This window comes from Nocardia sp. NBC_00508 (genome assembly GCF_036346875.1).
In the GTDB taxonomy this organism is placed as follows: Bacteria; Actinomycetota; Actinomycetes; order Mycobacteriales; family Mycobacteriaceae; genus Nocardia.
On sequence record NZ_CP107852.1, the window covers coordinates 2,905,292 to 2,922,079 of the forward strand.

The 16,788-nt window shown below is 65.9% G+C and carries 18 protein-coding genes and 2 pseudogenes; 12 read left to right on the top strand and 8 right to left on the bottom strand.

Annotated elements, in window-relative coordinates; genetic code table 11:
* Positions 1–32: 32 nt before the first annotated feature.
* The gene (locus tag OHA40_RS12845) at positions 33–218 is read right to left on the bottom strand and encodes a hypothetical protein (RefSeq protein ID WP_330233266.1); all 186 of its coding nucleotides are present in this window, start codon (positions 216–218) and stop codon (positions 33–35) included.
* A 61-nt stretch (positions 219–279) separates the two neighbouring features.
* Complete coding sequence (locus tag OHA40_RS12850; RefSeq protein WP_330233267.1) at positions 280–1,026, bottom strand: GntR family transcriptional regulator; 747 nt, start codon at positions 1,024–1,026, stop codon at positions 280–282.
* Between the two features lie 157 nt (positions 1,027–1,183).
* Between OHA40_RS12850 and OHA40_RS12855 the strand changes: the two genes are divergently transcribed.
* The 4 genes and pseudogenes from OHA40_RS12855 to OHA40_RS12870 form a co-directional block, all read left to right on the top strand.
* On the top strand, positions 1,184–1,576 hold the full coding sequence (locus OHA40_RS12855) for a hypothetical protein (protein ID WP_330233268.1): 393 nt from the start codon (positions 1,184–1,186) through the stop codon (positions 1,574–1,576).
* A 39-nt stretch (positions 1,577–1,615) separates the two neighbouring features.
* A complete protein-coding gene (locus OHA40_RS12860; protein WP_330233269.1) occupies positions 1,616–2,299 on the top strand; it encodes a hypothetical protein in 684 nt (227 codons plus the stop codon).
* A gap of 865 nt (positions 2,300–3,164) precedes the next feature.
* The gene (locus OHA40_RS12865) at positions 3,165–3,374 is read left to right on the top strand and encodes a hypothetical protein (protein ID WP_330233270.1); all 210 of its coding nucleotides are present in this window, start codon (positions 3,165–3,167) and stop codon (positions 3,372–3,374) included.
* A gap of 72 nt (positions 3,375–3,446) precedes the next feature.
* Positions 3,447–3,863, top strand: a pseudogene (locus OHA40_RS12870) (polyphosphate kinase 2 family protein); the annotation flags it as partial.
* Positions 3,864–3,870: 7 nt separating this feature from the next.
* Here the strand turns inward: OHA40_RS12870 and OHA40_RS12875 are convergent.
* From OHA40_RS12875 to OHA40_RS12885, 4 genes and pseudogenes are all read right to left on the bottom strand, one after another.
* On the bottom strand, positions 3,871–4,734 hold the full coding sequence (locus OHA40_RS12875; RefSeq protein WP_330233271.1) for an LLM class flavin-dependent oxidoreductase: 864 nt from the start codon (positions 4,732–4,734) through the stop codon (positions 3,871–3,873).
* Positions 4,735–4,858: 124 nt separating this feature from the next.
* Positions 4,859–5,497: an MmyB family transcriptional regulator gene (locus OHA40_RS12880; protein WP_330233272.1), complete on the bottom strand. Its 639-nt coding sequence runs from the start codon at positions 5,495–5,497 to the stop codon at positions 4,859–4,861.
* Positions 5,498–5,506: 9 nt separating this feature from the next.
* Positions 5,507–5,668, bottom strand: a pseudogene (locus OHA40_RS34715) (hypothetical protein); the annotation flags it as partial.
* 8 nt (positions 5,669–5,676) lie between these two features.
* Positions 5,677–6,567: an SDR family oxidoreductase gene (locus OHA40_RS12885; protein WP_330233273.1), complete on the bottom strand. Its 891-nt coding sequence runs from the start codon at positions 6,565–6,567 to the stop codon at positions 5,677–5,679.
* Positions 6,568–7,019: 452 nt separating this feature from the next.
* Here OHA40_RS12885 and sigM point away from each other — a divergent pair, with 452 nt between their 5' ends.
* On the top strand, positions 7,020–7,688 hold the full coding sequence (sigM, locus tag OHA40_RS12890) for an RNA polymerase sigma factor SigM (protein WP_330234154.1): 669 nt from the start codon (positions 7,020–7,022) through the stop codon (positions 7,686–7,688).
* Positions 7,689–7,794: 106 nt separating this feature from the next.
* Positions 7,795–8,811, top strand: coding sequence for a hypothetical protein (locus tag OHA40_RS12895; protein WP_330233274.1), 1,017 nt, complete (start codon positions 7,795–7,797; stop codon positions 8,809–8,811).
* A gap of 297 nt (positions 8,812–9,108) precedes the next feature.
* Here OHA40_RS12895 and OHA40_RS12900 read toward each other — a convergent pair whose 3' ends face one another.
* Entirely contained in the window at positions 9,109–10,446 is a 1,338-nt protein-coding gene (locus OHA40_RS12900) for a carboxylesterase family protein (protein ID WP_330233275.1), read from the bottom strand.
* 94 nt (positions 10,447–10,540) lie between these two features.
* On the opposite strand from OHA40_RS12900, the gene OHA40_RS12905 reads away from it, so the two are divergent.
* From OHA40_RS12905 to OHA40_RS12920, 4 genes are all read left to right on the top strand, one after another.
* On the top strand, positions 10,541–11,116 hold the full coding sequence (locus tag OHA40_RS12905; protein ID WP_330233276.1) for a TetR-like C-terminal domain-containing protein: 576 nt from the start codon (positions 10,541–10,543) through the stop codon (positions 11,114–11,116).
* A gap of 71 nt (positions 11,117–11,187) precedes the next feature.
* Positions 11,188–11,472 (top strand): hypothetical protein, encoded by a 285-nt coding sequence (locus tag OHA40_RS12910; RefSeq protein ID WP_330233277.1) that lies wholly within the window; start codon positions 11,188–11,190, stop codon positions 11,470–11,472.
* 312 nt (positions 11,473–11,784) lie between these two features.
* The gene (locus tag OHA40_RS12915; protein ID WP_330233278.1) at positions 11,785–12,564 is read left to right on the top strand and encodes a DsbA family protein; all 780 of its coding nucleotides are present in this window, start codon (positions 11,785–11,787) and stop codon (positions 12,562–12,564) included.
* Positions 12,561–13,127: a vitamin K epoxide reductase family protein gene (locus OHA40_RS12920; protein WP_330233279.1), complete on the top strand. Its 567-nt coding sequence runs from the start codon at positions 12,561–12,563 to the stop codon at positions 13,125–13,127. The genes OHA40_RS12915 and OHA40_RS12920 overlap by 4 nt, the downstream gene beginning before the upstream one ends.
* A gap of 8 nt (positions 13,128–13,135) precedes the next feature.
* On the opposite strand, the gene OHA40_RS12925 is transcribed toward OHA40_RS12920, so the two are convergent.
* Complete coding sequence (locus tag OHA40_RS12925; protein WP_330233280.1) at positions 13,136–14,254, bottom strand: S1C family serine protease; 1,119 nt, start codon at positions 14,252–14,254, stop codon at positions 13,136–13,138.
* Positions 14,255–14,415: 161 nt separating this feature from the next.
* Here OHA40_RS12925 and OHA40_RS12930 point away from each other — a divergent pair, with 161 nt between their 5' ends.
* Both OHA40_RS12930 and OHA40_RS12935 read left to right on the top strand, forming a co-directional pair.
* Positions 14,416–15,468 carry an NAD(P)-dependent alcohol dehydrogenase gene (locus tag OHA40_RS12930; RefSeq protein ID WP_330233281.1) on the top strand — a complete coding sequence of 351 codons (1,053 nt, stop codon included), beginning with the start codon at positions 14,416–14,418 and terminating at the stop codon, positions 15,466–15,468.
* Positions 15,469–15,540: 72 nt separating this feature from the next.
* Complete coding sequence (locus OHA40_RS12935; protein WP_330233282.1) at positions 15,541–16,743, top strand: AI-2E family transporter; 1,203 nt, start codon at positions 15,541–15,543, stop codon at positions 16,741–16,743.
* Positions 16,744–16,788: the final 45 nt, after the last annotated feature.

Below are 16,788 nucleotides of genomic sequence, written 5' to 3' on the forward strand. Positions count from 1 at the left end.
GTGAATGGGCAGTTCGCCGAACGCCTTCGGTGTCAGGGCGGGGCGATGCCGAGATCGACCATGCGGTGGAGGACAGCGGGAGCGAGTGCCAGCTCGAATTCGGTTCCGCTGCTTTCGAAGACGAAGGCGAGGTAGTTATCGCGGGGTAGCGGGGCCAGACGGACCGAGCAGTGCTCCCCCACGATCACCCAGCCGCCGATGGTCAACTGATCGGACATCGCAACTCCCACCCTTCGACGCTTCCGATAAGTGGACTATGCCAGTTGCGATCGAGGGGTGTCAATCGCGGAAATCGGCCGCTGAGCTGGTGGAATACTCCTGCTGGAGGATTCGGTCGCCGGGCGGGTGGACGGCTGCACGGAACTCGAGTGCGACACCGTCGGCGTCGAGGCAGGTGCGATGGACGACCAGCACCGCGGCCGGGGACAGCAGCGCTAGATGACGACGTTCGTCGGCGGTAGCCAGACGCGCGCCGACGCGCTCGCGCACGACCGCGGTGCCGCGTCCGATTGCGGATTCCAGGTAGCGCAAGGCTCCGCCGGGCAATGGTTCGAGAGCGAGCAAGTGAACGGCGGATTCGGCGAACCCATCGGGGTACCAGGAGGTGATCAGCGTTGCGGAGCCAGAGGAGTCGATGTTCAACCCTTTTCGCATCACGGCACGCGCGCGGGACGGGCCGAGCGCCTCCGCGACCTCCCGCGGCGCCGCGACCACCGCCGCCTCGAGCACCGTCACCGAGTCGTCCGCGGCGAAGGGCGGCCCGTATCGCGGCACGTTCTCCCGCATCAGGGCGCTGCGGTCGCTCACGTAGGTGCCCGATCCGCGGCGGGACCGGACGATTCCCTGCTGACGCAACGTATTCAGCGCCTTCGCCGCGGTGGGCCGGGCGACCTTCCATCGGGCGGCGAGCTCTCGCTCGGAGGGCACCTCGGCACCGGGAGCCAGTTCGCCGCGCTCGATGAGCTCGCGCAGATACGCCGAGATCTGCAGGTATTTCGGGAGTGTGTCGTCGATTTCGGCCATCATTCGCCTCCCCTGCTTCGCGCCCCATCGGCCAGTCTAACAACGGCGCATCCGATATCCAGGGCCCGGCACCGACGCGGTCCGCGCCGCGATACCGGGCGGTAGAGTGCGAGTCCAGTACAGCGCGGTACGACAGAACCGAGCGGAAGGGGGCTTCCAGATGGCGGTACCCGATACCGGGCAGGGGACGGCGCGCAGGCTGTACGCGGCGGCCATTGGCGAGGATGGGGGCGAACCATTCGAGCTGGACAACGCGGTCGCCGAAAATCTCGCCGCCGCATGCGACAAGCTGGTCGATGATCTGCGCCGCGCCATGGACAACGGCCAGTTCGTCACGGAGGTGACCGGTTTCCCGAACTTGCCGACCGGACACGCCCTTGCCCGCGGGTTCACCGACAAGGGCAGGCAATACCTGGACACCCTGGCGGCCTTCCAGGAGACGGCTCTGCTGTTCAAGGCGGCGTATTTGGCTGCGGCGAACCGGCTGGCCGACGCCGAGGCGGCGAATCAGGCCGCGCTGCGCTTGATCACCGAGTACCTGGAACCCCGATGAGCACGCGCCTGTGCGTCGGGACCGACTGAGGGGGCGATCATGGCAGATTCCACGGCACGCGCCGCTGCCGACGGCATCCGACAGCAATTGTCCGAATTTGCCAGCGGGACAACGGATCCCGCCTACGCGCCGGATCAGGAACTGTTCGGCGGCTACACCCACCAGCAGATCTGGGACCTGGTGCACGAGGCACTCGACCCGGCGGCGCTCGGCCGGACGGCCGCGGCATGGCAGGCCAACGCCGCTGCGGTAGCCGATGCGTTCCAAGCCTTTTCCGACGCCGCCAATCGGGAGTTCGCGCGCTGGACCGGCCGCGCCGCCGACGCCGCGGCGACCGCGACCAGGCAGTTCGTCCGCGCGGGCGGCGAAGCGCACGATGTGTGCTGGGCGGTCGCACGATTGATGGCGTTGAATAGCGATGCCGCGCAGACGGTCCGGGGCGCGATCGCGCCACCCCAGCGGTACGAGCCGCTGGCGGATCCGGCCGCCGAAGCGGTTTACGGTGGAAAACGTAGGATGGAACACGATAGTGCGGCGGCAGACATCGAGGCGGATGTCCGGGACACGATGACGTACGTCTACACCCCGACCATGCCCGCCACCGGCGACTATGTTCTTTACTCTTTGCTGCAGGGGACGTTGATTCTTCTGCAGAATTGCAAGTTTGAAACGATCCTATACTGCTTTGAAGACATGGAAATAAAATATCTTCTGACATTCTGATGCAGCTTCAGAGGATTGAGTTCAATTGAACAGAAGCTTTGTTTGGTTTGGTTTGAAACTCTTTGAAAAGAGAATGTGTATTCTGATTGATAGACATTAGCAAACGATGCTTTCAGAAACTTGTTTGTGAAAGGGATTGATTGAAGTCACAGTGGAGTGTATAATTGATGAGTTTGAAACACACTGGAAGTTTGTGAATATTTACTGTAAGAGCTAGAAAGTCTGTGAGTTCAGATTGTGATTTCATGCCAACGGGGCTAGAAGTATAACTGGATAGACATCTGGAAGCGCTCAGAGTGAAGAAGCATTGCAATGACGAAGCAATGGAAATAAGAATTGAATGGATTGAGTCAGATCACACAGTAATTGGAAAAGAGGAAATATGCTTCGTATAGGATGGGAAGAAATGAGTTTCTGAGATTGTGTTGGATTGAGGCCTATCTTTGAAAAGGAATGTCTTCAAATGGCAGATTTTGACAGACATTCAGTAAACTTTGTTTGACGATTGCCATTGAAGTCACAGAGTTGAAGGATGGTTCATTGAGGTTTGAAAGGTTTGAAACACACTGGAGTTGATATTTGGAGATTGAAGGTATCATACCGGCCTATTTCGTATTCTTCATCTTATCTGCTTGATAGAGGAGTCAGAAACATTCTGTGTTGTGTTTGTGCATTGAACAGATGCACACAGAGTTGAAAAGCTTTTACTGAGGAGGTTCATATGATACGGCAGGTTGAAGTGATTGGATATTTGCTTTGAATGGCCTTCGTTGAAAAGGAAACGTATCACCGTATTCAGCGGAGTTCATAGACGTTGAATGTTGGCATGCTTTGAAGCGTATGGTTGGAAAAGGCGATGGTGGTCATGACATACACAGTTGTAGATTTGGCAGGTGGTTATGGCATTGAAGTCGTAGAGGAAAAGGGAGAAGCACAGAGAAGCGGAGGAGGACATCAGGCGAAGATGCTGGCTGTCCAGATGTTGAGCAGACGAGCTGGATTCGTAGGCAGGCCGACGATGACCCACGAATGGGGATTTGAAGATGGAACGGCTGCACTGGTCATCTGTACGTGATTCCAGCGGAAGATGGCCAACAGGTTCTGGCGGAAGCCGACGTTTCCGGCCGACGACGACGGCGAAGAGCGCCACGACCTGGTACCGGCCGCCGAATGGGAGCCGCGCTACGACGAGATCAACGCCTTCGAGCGCGAACTGGTGGACGAGGGCACCACACTGGTGAAGGTCGCCATGTTCGTCTCGCTCGACGAACAGAAGAAGCGGCTCGCCGAGCGTTTGGACCGCCCGGACAAATACTGGAAGTTCAATCCGGCCGATATCGACGAGCGTGCGTACTGGCCCGCCTACCAGCAGGCATACCAGGCGATGCTGGACCGCACGTCCACCGAGTACGCGCCGTGGTACGTGCTGCCCGCCGATCGCAAATGGTTCTCCCGCCTCGCGGTCACCGAACTGCTCATCGACGCGCTGGAGCAGCTGGAACTCGACTGGCCCGCGGCGCAATTCGACGTCGAGGAGCAGAAGCGGCGGCTCGCGCGGGCGTAGTGCCCGCTCAGGAGACCAGTGGCCGGACCTTCTCGGCCACGAAGCGAAGGAACGCGGCGGGATCGGAGTCGTCTGCGGTGGTCTGCACGACGACGGTGTCCGCGCCCGCTTCGGCCAGCCGGGTGACGGCGTCTGCGACCGCGTGCGCGTCACCTGCGACACCAGCCCCTGGCGCGTGAGCCGGCGTGCGTTCGGCGGCGAGGCGGGCCTCGGCGTCCGGGCCGGTGACCGCGAGCAGATTCACCACGATGTAGTGACGATCGGTCCGGCCCGCGGCGGCGCGACCCTCATCGATCAGCTTGCGCGCAGCGCGGACGCCGTCGGCGTCGGTGATCGAGTCGAGCAGCGTGCCGTCGGCGTACTCGCCGCACAGCCGGATCGAGCGTGGACCGCGTGCGCCCGCGTAGACCGTGGGCGGCGCGGTAGGGGGCCAGTCCAGTGCGACATCGTCAAGGTGTACGTAGCGGCCCGACGTGGTGACCCGCTCACCGGCGAGCAGCGCACGCAGCGCGGCCAGATGCTCGCTGAGCAAGGTCACCGGCGACTCGACGCGCGCGCCGACCTGCTCCATCCAGCTCTGCACACCATGGCCGATGCCGAGGATCAGCCGATCGGGGAAGAGCCGGTAGAGCGTCGCGGCCTCCATGGCGGTGAGTGCGATGTTGCGCAACGGCACAGGCAGCAGCCCGATGCCGACGCGCAACCGCTCGGTCCACGCGAGCGCCGCCGCCGCACTGGCGATTCCGCTCTCCAGGAAGCAGTCCTCCCACAACCACAGCTCCTCCAGCCCCGTCGCCTCGGCGACACGGACCGCCGCACGGAGCGACTCGGGCGGATTTTGCGGACGGAACACAGCACCGAGAACAGTCACCCCGACATTCCTACCCGCCGCGGCCGGTCGGCGCAGGCATATTCCGGCGACGCGACAACGCCGCCGAGCGCGCTCGTGCTCCACGAACGCTTCGCGCCGGTTGCGGCGGAGCTGCACCGACGCGTCATGCCGGTGCCTGCAGAACCAACTGATCCCACGGCCGGGGTGGGTATTTGAAGATGGATGCGCGCATCAGATGTGTCACGAACTCCTCGCGGTCGGGGTCCCAGAGCACGACGCGCTGGTTGGTCACTTCGTCATCGGTGGGAGTGCTGCGATACATCTCCATGAAGGCCGGCTCTACCCGGCAAGCTTGCACGATCTCGTCGATCCGGCGCTGCGGCACGGCTCCGGGTGCGAGAGTTCCGAACGCCGCTGCCATGAGCCGGGCACGCAGGTTCCAGTTCGCAATGACTTTGCGCGCAACGGGATTGGTGAACATCCAGACAATGAGACTGGCTGGCTGCTCGGCATCGGGCGGGGCCGGCGCGAGGCCGGGAAAGCGATCGAGAAAAGGTCTGTTGCAGCCGAATAGGTCGAAAGTTATGCGATCGTGGCAGCAAGCCGGGTCGAGGATGCGGTCGAGGCCGGTCTGATCATCTGTGGTCCAGACCGGTGGCACGCTCGACCAGTCGAGGGTTTCGAGCGTTGTCTTGTGGGTCAAGGACCGGACTCGCTGAATCACCGCGATGAACCTCTGGCGCTTCCAGTTCGGCACACCGACCACGTCGAACCACAGTCTCAGTGCCTCGCCGTCAGGCACTCGCACGCCGGTCTCCCAGTAGTGCACCAGTTGCCGGGAGACGTGGCAGGCTTCGGCGACTCGGGTTCTGCTGAGCTCGGCGGCCTCGCGCTCTACCGTCATCAGCTCGCCGAGCAGCTGGTTGTCAGGCTTCTCGGTTCGATTGCCACGGGCACTTTCTCCACCTGACATGTGGTGATCTACGCGTCTATGAAGAGGTCGTTGGCGAGTGCGGTGGTGCCCGCTACGACGCGATATCGGTCCAGGTCGGTGATGCCGTGGGAAGCGAGGACATCCTCGTCCAAGAGCAGTTGACCGGTGTAGGTCGCGCCAGGGCTGGTCACCATCAGGAGCGCGGCGTCAGCGCAGATGTGGGCGGTCCGGGACGCCGCGACGGCTTCCGCGCCGCCGAGCAGATTGCGTACCGCCGCGGTGTCGATCTTCGTGCGTGGCCACAGTGAGTTCACGGCGATGCCGTACGGGCGGAACTCATGCGCCAGGCCGATGGTGGCAAGGCTGACACCATATTTGGAGACGGTGTAGGCGACGCCGTTGCCGATGTGCTCGGGGTTCATGTTGAGTGGTGGGGAGAGCGTGAGGATGTGGGGGTTGCGCCCGGCTCGCGCCGAGGCGCGCAAGTGCGGGAGCGCCAGCTTGGACAGCAGAAACGGGGCGCGGAGGTTTACGGCCTGCATGTGGTCGTAACGCTGCATGCCGATCTGCTCGGCGCCGGTGAGATCGACCGATCCGGCGTTGTTGACCAGGATGTCGATCCCGCCGAACCGCTCGGCAATCTGATCAACCGCACCGGCCAGCGCCTTGTCATCGCGCACATCCGCCACCAACGGCAGCACGTCGCCGCCCGCGGCCTCCGCTTCGGCGGCGGCGGTGTGGATCGTGCCCGGCAGTTTGGGGTGCGGCTCCTGGGTTCGGGCGATCATCGCGACGTTCGCGCCCTCCGCCGCGAACCTGATCGCGATCGCCCGGCCGATGCCACGACTGGCTCCCGTGACGACAGCGGTCCTTCCCCTGAGCAGATCCTCGGTCGAATCGCCTCGAGCGGACGCGGGCGTAGGTAGGGGGCTGTTCATAGCGGGTGGTCCTTTGGCTGGCCGATCTTGTTGAGTGAGGCTAGCTGCCATTCGTCTGGATCGGGAGCCATCGTTGTCCACAAGTTGTTTACAGCCTCCTCGTTGACAGCCCGATGCTATGGCCCGAATGCTGCATACGAAGCTAGTTATGCGCAGGTGCGCGAGAATATGAATACGGAGGTAGAACGCGCGTCGATTCGCCGCCTGCGCCGGAGGGGAGCGCAGGGGCGCGCCCGCGATTGAGCCCTGGTACGCATGTCCATCCGGCGCAAGATGGGATGTGCCGGTACGAAAATGGCGCAGCTGTAAGGGATTTCATAGACCGCTGACGCTGCACTGTGTATGCCCTCTTTCCGAGCCCCAGAACGACTCGGGCGTCCATGAATTGGGGGCGAGAATATGTCTGGAGTTGATGTGACGCCGATCGTCTCGATGTGCGCGCCGGCGCGGCCATGGCCAATGCGATCCAGCAGACCGTCGGGTTGGCTTTGTCGTCGGATGTGAACGAGGGGTTTCGCGGGGGGACGTCGCGGCCGGTGGCGTGTCGCGAGCGGTCGTTCGTCCCCGATGAGTGCAGTGATGTGGAGTTGTTGCGGGCGCATGTGGGTGGGCAGGGGCAGGCGTTCGCGGTGTTGCTGGGCAGGCATCACGATCATTTGTGGCAGACGGCGTTGCGCACGTCCTATACCCGGGAGGACGCGGCGGATTCGCTGCAGGATGCGTTGCTGGCGGCGCATCGCACGGCCGCGTCGTTCCGCGGTGAGGCGGAGGTGCGTAGTTGGTTGCATGCGATCGTGGTGAACGCGTGCCTGGATCGGATCCGCCGCAACAAGACCAGGCGCGCGGTGTCGCTGTCTGTGGAGGGCATGCCCGAACCCAGGTACGGCCGCGACGAGATGGCCGAGGTGGAGATGTCGATGGTGATCGATCAGGCGTTGTTCGCGTTGCCGCCCGAGCAGCGTACGGCGTTGGTGGCGGTGGATGTGGAGGGGTATAGCGTGGCCGAGGCGGCGGTGTTGCTGGGTGTGGCGGAGGGGACGATCAAGAGCCGGTGTGCCCGGGCGCGGCAGCGGTTGAAACAGCGGTTGGATTTTCTGCGTGATCCGGGGAACCGGAGGTAGTCGGGATGCGTCATTAACAGTGACGGACCACGAAACGATGTAGAGGCAGTCCCCCGGGGTTGGTGCGGGGATTGTTGTGATGACAGAGGCGAACCACGGAGGTGTGATGGCAACCGGGGTGCCGCGGCCTGCGTTTACGACCGAGTTGCTCGCCGACCTGCACGCCGACAACCTCACCGCTGGCCAGCGTGAGCAACTGTTGCCGCAGGTCGTCCGTGATGCGGAAGCGTTGCGTTTCCTGCGGTCGCTGGACGAGGTCAGCGCCGAACTACGGGCCCTGGGCCGTGACGAACGCATCATCCACCCCATGCCCGCCGACGTCGCCGCCCGGCTCACGCAGCTCCTCGACGAGTTGGACCCACCCCAGAACACCACCGGCACCACCACCCAGAGCGGAAGCACCCAGGACCGCACCGCACAGGACGGCGCAACCCGGTGGTGGTCGCCGTTGCGCCGGCCGGCCAACGCGAATTCAGCGCGCAGGCCGGCCTCGAAGAACAACGGCACCGCGCCGGACTCGACCGGGCAGCACGCCGCCACACCTGATGCGATCCGTCCTCTGCCCACGACACCTGATGCCAGGATCCATTCCCTGGCCACCGCGTCGCCCTCCGGGTCGATCGGCGAATCCGGCCGTCAGTCAACGGTTTCGCAAGCCCCGCCGCCTCCGCCGGTCGCGGTCGCCGGACATCGCCACCGCCCCGGCCGGACACGCTGGATAGCCGCAGCCGCCGCAGCGATCCTCGCCGTCACCGCCGTCGGCGGGGTTGCCGCCATGCTGCGTGGTGGTGCGGACCCCTCGCCCACCGCCGCACCCACGCCCCCACCCACCACCGGAACCGACCAGCTCGGCGAAGAACTCTCTGCCACCGTCGCGCTCGCCGCGCTGGGCCGCCACACCGTCACCGGCACGCTGGCCAACCCGGCCGCCCTGGACCGCTGCGTGCAAGCCAACGGACTCGAACGGACCGTCCTCGGCTCCACAGACATCACATTCCAGAGCCGCAATGCGGTACTCATCCTGCTCACCGGCCCCCACCCGCCCGAGATCACCGCACTGGTCGTCGGAACCGGCTGCGGCACAGGCGATCCGCAACGCAGGGCAGTACAGGACATCGGCTGACAGCGCGACGTCGGGCCACCCGCGCCCAGCGGATGTAAGGCGTGTCGTGCGCGCAGCATGCCGTGCGCCGTTGTGGCGCAGACGGTTTCACTCGCTGCGGCTGGCCTCCCGGCCGCGTTCTCGGCCGTAGCTGCCGCCGCGTTCGACTCGCGGAACTTTGGTGTCCGGCTCGCGTCGCGCCGCCGCTGATGGTTGTTGTGCTCAGCCGAGCGCGAGAATCCGCACTGCGTGGTGCAGCACAGCATTGTCTCCGCATGCCCACGATGCATCGGACGAGCAGCTCTCGGCCCGGTCAGCTCACGGCAACTGCTGGGCAAAACGGGAGCCGCGCCGATGTGGCCGCCAGGTGGTGTCCCCGACTTCTCCGGTGTGCACGAATTCGCCCCAGTATCGCCGGGTCCGGACGCCGAGCGCGTCGATCTCCGGGGGAACGAGGGGCACGAGCATTGGGGAGGTGGCCCAGGTCGAGCCGCTGCCGTAGAGCAGCGGCAGGTCGATGCAGTGGCAGGCGCCGTATGGGTTGGCCGGATGCAGCTGGCCCACGCGATAGGAGTAGACGGTCGCGCCGGCGTCGGTCAGCTCGTCGGCGAAGCGGAACAAGCCGTCCTCGAAGGCCTTTCGTCCGATCAGCCGCTGCACCGCCGAGGTGGTCCGTTCGCCGACCAGCGGCAGTCGCCGCACCTTGCCGAACACCGGATGCGGGCCGCCGTAGAACGCCCGCGCCTCCTCGGCCGTGCAGCCGAGCACCACCCGTAGGTCGGCCGCCGCGTCGTGTACTGCCTGTCGCCAGGTTCGCTCGTCGGGTATCGGGTCCGCATCGGCCACCGGCAGGAAGGGCGGCGCCGAGTTCAACGCGCCCGGTCCCGCCATCCGCCGGACGGTACGCCCCTGTGCGGCAAGGAGTTCGGGCACCGCAGCGGTGAACGGATCGGCGTCGAGTTCGGCCAGGAACATCGCCCCCACCCGTTCGGCGTGCCGGTGGCTCTGGAATCCGATGCCGAACGGTGCGCTCTGCACGATGGCCTGCGCGAACAGCGGTCGCGCCTCCGCGATACCCAGTAGAGCGACGACCGACTGCGCGCCCGCCGACTGCCCCGAGACGGTGATGCGCTCCGGATCGCCGCCGAACTCGGCGATGTGCGCACGCACCCACCGCAGAGCCGCGAGCTGGTCACGCAAACCGAGATTGCCCGCCGAAACACCCGGCGCCCGCAGGTATCCGAGTGCGCCGAGCCGGTAGCTCACCGACACCACGACGATGCGGGTCTCGCGCACCAGCTGGTCGGCGTCGTACAGATTCCACTGTCCGCTGCCCGCGAGATACGCGCCGCCGTGCAACCACACCAGCACTGGGCAGCTGCCGAGTTCGACGTCCTCGGGGGCCGTGACGGTCAGCGCCAAGCAGTCCTCCGATTGATCCAGCAGGTCCGCCCGCCCCATCACATTTTCCAGCCGCCCCGGCAGCTGCGGCGCAATGGCGTACCGCCGGGTCGCGTCGCACACGCCGTCCTGTGGTGCGACCGGCTCCGGCGCACCGAAGCGCTCTGCTCGCGCGTAGGGGATCCCGCGAAACACCGCTACCCCGCCGAGCGATTCGCCCTGCCAGCGCCCCGAGGGCGCGACCACGTTGTCCATGCCGCTCTCACCTTCTATCGCAAGTCAACTTGCGATAGCACCACGCTAAGCACCGCAAGCACACAACGCAAGACAACTTGCGATAATTGGCGACATGGGCAAATCTCCGGCACAGATCCGGGGTGCGCGGCTGCGGAAGGCCGTGATCGACGCGACGCTTGCCCGCATCGAGTCGGTCGGCATCGGCAACGTGCGGGTCGCCGACGTCGCCGCGGACGCGGGCGTGCACGAGACGTCGATCTATCGGCGGTGGAAGACGCTGCCCAGGCTGCTGCTGGACGCACTGCTGTTTCGGATGGCCGACGAGATCCCGCTACCGGACACCGGGTCACTGCGCGGCGATCTGGAGCGGTTCATGACCGACCTCATTCGTTTCGCGGAAGCGCCGTCGGGCATGGCCATGATTCGCGGCACGGTGATCGGGGACGCCGACCCGGTCGTCGACGCCACGCGACGCGAGTTCTGGGTGCGACGGTTGTCGATGTCGGAGGAGATCATCCGGCGTGGCATTGCCCGCGGTGAGGTCGCGTCGACGGTGGACCCCCGGCTGACCATGCTCACCCTGGGCGGACTGGTGCATCTGCATGTCACACAACTCGGCGAGACGCTGCCCCCCAACCTCGCGCGCGAGGCCGTCGATCTCGTCCTGGACGGAATCGCACCACGCTGAACGCGGCGCCGTACAGGCCAGCGCGTTGTCCGCACGGGGATCCCAGGAATGGTGACACCAAGAGTACTTCCATGCCTGCTCGATCGATATCGTCGACGTCGATCGACACGCATGAAAGGTATTTGGGAATGAAACGCTTTGGGATGATTGTCGTCACCGTCTGCGCAGCGCTGTTGGCCACCGGGCTCGGCACGGCTACCGCGGCCGCGGAAACGATCCCGCTCGAGCAGCCGACCGAAGCCGCCGACACCCAGTCACCGGCCCCTGTCGTCGGTGGCGTGGAATCGCTGAGTTCCTCCATGGGTCGCGCTATTGGCTGCATACTCAATCGGCACGCCCCCGTGTGCTGGAGCTGAGTTCCTCTGCCTGACGCCGGCTCAGATCTGTGGCGGTGGAAGCCGCCGGCATGCACGACGGGATCGGCATCCGGTCCGGAAAGTGATGCCGGGGTTGGGTCGCTGTCGAACGGGGGCTGTCGGCGCTCCTGGTCGCCGCCACCCGCGACGGGATCGAAGTCGACCGGGTGCTCGCCGACCGATCTTTCGGAATCTCTCAGGTAAGCCGACGATGATGGCGGCTGCGGCCCGGCCAAGTGAAGGAATGGCCGGCGCATCTACGATCGTGGCAGCAGGAACCGTCCGGCGAGCGAAAGGCGTGGTGAGCGCACGGTGAGCAAAAACCAGGGTGGGAAGTCGAACCCGCTGCTGGCGGCGGAACGCGCCGACCGCAACCGCAATATCTTGATCCAGGTGGCCGTCGCGGCCGTGCTCATCGGGTTGATCGCGGCCATCGGCATCGGCATCGCGGTCAAGCAGGCCCGCAAGAACGATCCCGGCCCCGCCCCGTCCATCGCCGCGACCGGAAACCTGAACTCCGGCGGCGTTCCCGGCTCGATCACCGACAACGGCGCCGTCCGGCTCGGCAAGCCGGACGCGAAGGTCACCGTGCGCGTCGTCGCCGACCTGCAGTGCCCGGCCTGCAAAGCCTTCGAGGCGGCCAACGGCCAGGTCCTCGAAGACGCGGTGAACAACGGCACCGCTGTGGTGGAGTACAACGTGATCGCGTTCCTGGACAAGGCGTCCACTACGCGGTACTCGTCGCGCGCGGCGAATGCCTCCTACTGTGTCGCCGAGGCCGACCCGACGAAGTACCAGGACTGGCTGAAGACGATGTTCGCGCAGCAGCCGCCGGAGGGCGGCGCCGGCCTGACCGACGACCAGCTGATCCAGATCGCCAAGAGCGTCGGCTACACCGACGACGCGGTCGCCCAGTGCATTTCCGAGCCCGAGTACGACAAGTACATCCAGGCCCGCACCAAGGACGTGCTGGAAAGCGGCATCCAGTCGACCCCGTCGGTCTTCGTGAACGGTAAGAAGATCGAGGCGAGCCAGGAGATCTTCGGTCCCGCCGGTCTCGCGCCCGTGATCACCGCCGCCGCGGGCCAGTGATCGCCGCGGGGCCGCGGGCCGCGTGGGTCCTGCTGATCGGCGGACTCGCGGGCTGGTTGGCTTCGGTAGCGCTGACCGTCGAGCGATTCAAGCTGTTCACCGATCCCGGCTACACCCCTACCTGCAGCATCAACCCGATTCTGTCCTGCGGGTCGGTGATGGTGACCGACCAGGCTGCGGCGTTCGGGTTCCCGAACCCGCTGATCGGCGTCGTCGGATTCTCCGTTGTGGTCACCCTCGGCGTGCTGTCGGTGGCCGGGGTGGGTTTCCCGCGCTGGATCTGGGGTGGGTTGTGGCTGGGCACCGTGTTCGGCGTCGGCTTCGTCTGCTGGCTGATCTTCGAAAGCCTGTACCGGATCAACGCGCTGTGCCCGTACTGCATGGTGGTCTGGGCGATCATCACGCCGTTGCTGGCGGTGAGTATCGACCAGTTGTGGGGTCGTTCCGGCGGCCCGCTCGGCGTGCTCGCGGAGTGGCGCTGGACGATCGTCGCGGTGTTCTTCGCGGTCGTGCTGCTGCTGGTGTTCCTGCGTTTCCAGGACTACTGGCTGTCGCTGGTCTGACCGGCTGATCAGTTCGGCGGGCCCGCGGTGAGCACCACCGGCACAATGCGCTCCCCCTCCGCGCCGGTGACGCCCAACCGGACGGTGTCGTTCGGTTTGCGGGTGTTCAGCGCGGCCCGCAGGGATTGGACGCTGGTGACGGCGCGATCGTCGATCGAGGTGATCACGTCGCCCGCGCTGAGCCCCGCGGCATGCGCAGGCATGCCGTAGAGCGCCACGTCCACGCGCGCGCCCGTGCCGTTGGGCAGCGCGTTGGAGACGAGCACACCAAGGGTGGCCGTCGGGCCGATGTGCACCGTGTCGGTCGGGGTGCCGGAGCGAATCTGCTGGACCACCCGCATCGCCGCGTCGATCGGCACCGCGTAGCCGTTGGGCGAGCGGTCCGGTGCACTCACCGAGTCGCCCGATGCCGCGGCGATCACCCCGACCACGGCCGCATTCCGATCGACCAGTGCCCCGCCGGATTGGCCAGAGGTGACCTCCGCCGCGACCTCCAGCATGCCGCTGAGCGCTTTGCGCGACAGATCGGCGACGTTGACCGCCACGATCTCGCTGTCCAGGTCGGTGAGCGGGCCGTACACCGCGGTCGGTGGACCGCCCGTCCCGCCCGCGTTGCCGATCGCCAGGACCTCTTCGCGCAGCCGCAACCCGGCGGAGCTGCCGATGGTGGCGGTCGGCAATGCGGCCGCGGGCAGGTCGAGCAGCGCGATATCGACGCCGGAGTCGTAACCGAGCACCACGGCGTCGTAGGCGTTCCCGTTGCCGAGGTCGGTAACGGTCACCGTGTCCGCGCCCTTGACCACATGGTGGCTGGTGAGTATCTCACCGTCAGCGGTCAGGACGATGCCGGAACCGGCCGCACCGGGGCCGGCGAGCTTGGTGGACGCGCTGATGTTGACCAGCGCCGGTTGCACGGCCACGGTGACGACCGCGGGGTCGAGCGGCTCGGAAAGGCCGGGCGGTACGGAGGCCGCGGTCCCGGTGGCGTCGGACAGGCTCCGGCTGGGCAGATCGCCGCGATATCCGAGGAATGCGGCCACGGTGAGCACGAGGGTGACGACCATGACGAGCGCGCGCCCGCCACCCGACGCGCGCCGCGCGGTGATCTGCTGCCGTCCTTCGTCCATGGCTCTCCCGCCTCGGCCGAACCCGCTGACCGATTCCATTGTCGCCGGAGATCGCCGCCGAAGATCATCGAACCGGAGACCCGGGCCGAAAAATGGTCGTGACCTTGTTGTTTACGTGTCATAGTTGGCAACAGCACGCATGCAGCGGTAGGCATGTATTCATGAGCACCGCTGCCGCCTACGCCCTGTCCGACCCCGACGGTTCGTTCGAGAAGGTCACGATCGAGCGCAGGGACCTGGGTCCGCACGACGTGCTGATCGACATCAAGTACGTGGGTATCTGTCACTCCGACATCCACACCGCGCGCGACGAGTGGGGCGGGACACGGTACCCGTGCGTGCCCGGCCACGAGATCGCGGGCTTGGTCGCCGCGGTCGGATCGGCGGTGTCGAAATACCGGGTCGGCGACCGCGTCGGCGTCGGATGCATGGTCGACTCCTGCGGCGTCTGCGCGCCATGTCTGGCCGACGAGGAGCAGTACTGCGCCGCGGGCGCGACGATGACCTACAACACCCCGGTCGATCCGGCGGTACAGCCGGGCGGGCACACCCTCGGCGGGTACTCCAGCCAGGTTGTCGTGACCGAGAACTTCGTGGTCCAGATCCCCGAGGGGATCGGGCTGGACGTCGCCGCGCCGCTGCTGTGCGCGGGCGTCACGCTCTACTCGCCGCTACGGCACTGGGACGCGGGGCCGGGCAAGAAAGTCGCGATCATCGGCATGGGCGGGCTCGGACACGTCGGCGTGAAGATCGCCGCCGCGTTGGGGGCCGAGGTCACCGTGCTCAGCCACTCGCTGAGCAAGCAGGACGACGGCAAGCTCTTCGGCGCGAGCGGCTACCGCGCGACCAGCGACAAGCAGACCTTCCGCGATCTGCGCGGCCGGTTCGACCTCATCCTCAACACGGTCTCGGCAGATCTTCCGCTGGACGCCTATCTGCGCCTGCTCAACCTGGACGGGACCCTGGTGATCCTCGGTATCCCCGAGAACCCGTTGAGCGTCAAGCCGTTCACTCTCGCGGGATACCGGCGCTCGCTCGCCGGATCAGCGATCGGCGGCATCGCGCAGACCCAGGAGATGCTGAACTTCTGCGCCGAGCACGGCATCGGCGCCGAGATCGAGCTGATCTCCGCCGACGAGATCGACGGCGCCTACGACCGCGTCGTCGCCAGCGATGTGCGCTATCGGTTCGTCATCGACGTCTCCACCATGTGACCCGTCTCGCTCGACCGGCGCGGCCACGCGGTGTGCGGCGCGAACCGGTCCCGGCGTGGGTACGTTGGCTTTGTGCCTGCGGAGGACAAGGACGAGACGACACCGGCCGCCGAACCCGCCAACGGCGCCACGCGCATGCCGCAGTGGCTGCCACGCGCGTTTCTGCTCGCCGCGGCGACGATCGCCGGACTGCTGGCCGCGTTCTGGGTGCTCCAGCGCCTGCAGGGGCTGCTGACGGTTCTGGTCGTCTCGCTGTTTCTCGCGTTCGCCATCGAACCGGCGGTGAACTGGCTGGCCCGGCGCGGGATGCGGCGTGGCCTCGCGACCGGACTGGTGTTCCTCGCCCTGGCGGCCCTGGTCGTCGCCTTCCTGTGGACGCTCGGCGCACTGCTGGTGGAGCAGGTCACAACCCTGGTGAAGAATGCGCCCGAGTATGCCGACGGCGTTGTGGACTGGATCAACCGCACGTTCAAGACCGACCTCGTCAGCACCGACATCCAGAAGTACGCCACCGAGTGGAGCTCGACCCTGGAGGGCTACCTCACCGGATTGGCGGGCGACGTGTGGGGCATCGGCGCCGCCGCGATCGGCGCGATCTTCCAGGGCCTCGGCATCCTGTTGTTCACTTACTACTTCGCCGCGGAAGGCCCGCGCTTCCGCAATGCGGTCTGCTCGCTGTTGCCTCCGCGGCACCAGCGACATGTGTTGCGTGCCTGGGACATCGCAGTGGAAAAGACCGGCGGCTACATCTATTCGCGTGGTCTGCTCGCACTCATCTCGACGCTCGCGCATTACGTGATGCTGCGGGTGCTGGATATGCCGTCGGCATTCGCACTGGCGCTGTGGGTGGGCGTGGTCTCGCAGTTCATCCCGACCGTCGGCACTTATCTGGCTGGTGCGCTTCCGGTGATCGTCGGGCTGGTCCACGGCCCGAGCACCGCGCTGTGGATTCTCGGCTTCATCGTGCTCTATCAGCAGTTCGAGAACTATGTGCTGCACCCTCGCATCACCGCGACCACACTGGACATGCACGCGGCCGTTGCCTTCGGCGCGGTGCTGGCGGGCGCGGCGCTGCTCGGCCCGACCGGCGCGCTGCTCGCCATTCCGGTGACCGCGACAGTGCAGGCGTTCTCCAGCGCCTACATCCGCCGGTATGACGTCGAGACCGACGACGAAACCGGCATCGATCGGCGGCGGCCGCCGAAGCGGCGCCGAAAGTGGGCCAGGCAGTTGACCCTTCGCTTCGCAGGCGCCAATCCCCCGCCCGCGGAGTGAACGGCGCCTTCCCACGAGTGGCCATGGGCTCGCCCGCCGATGTAG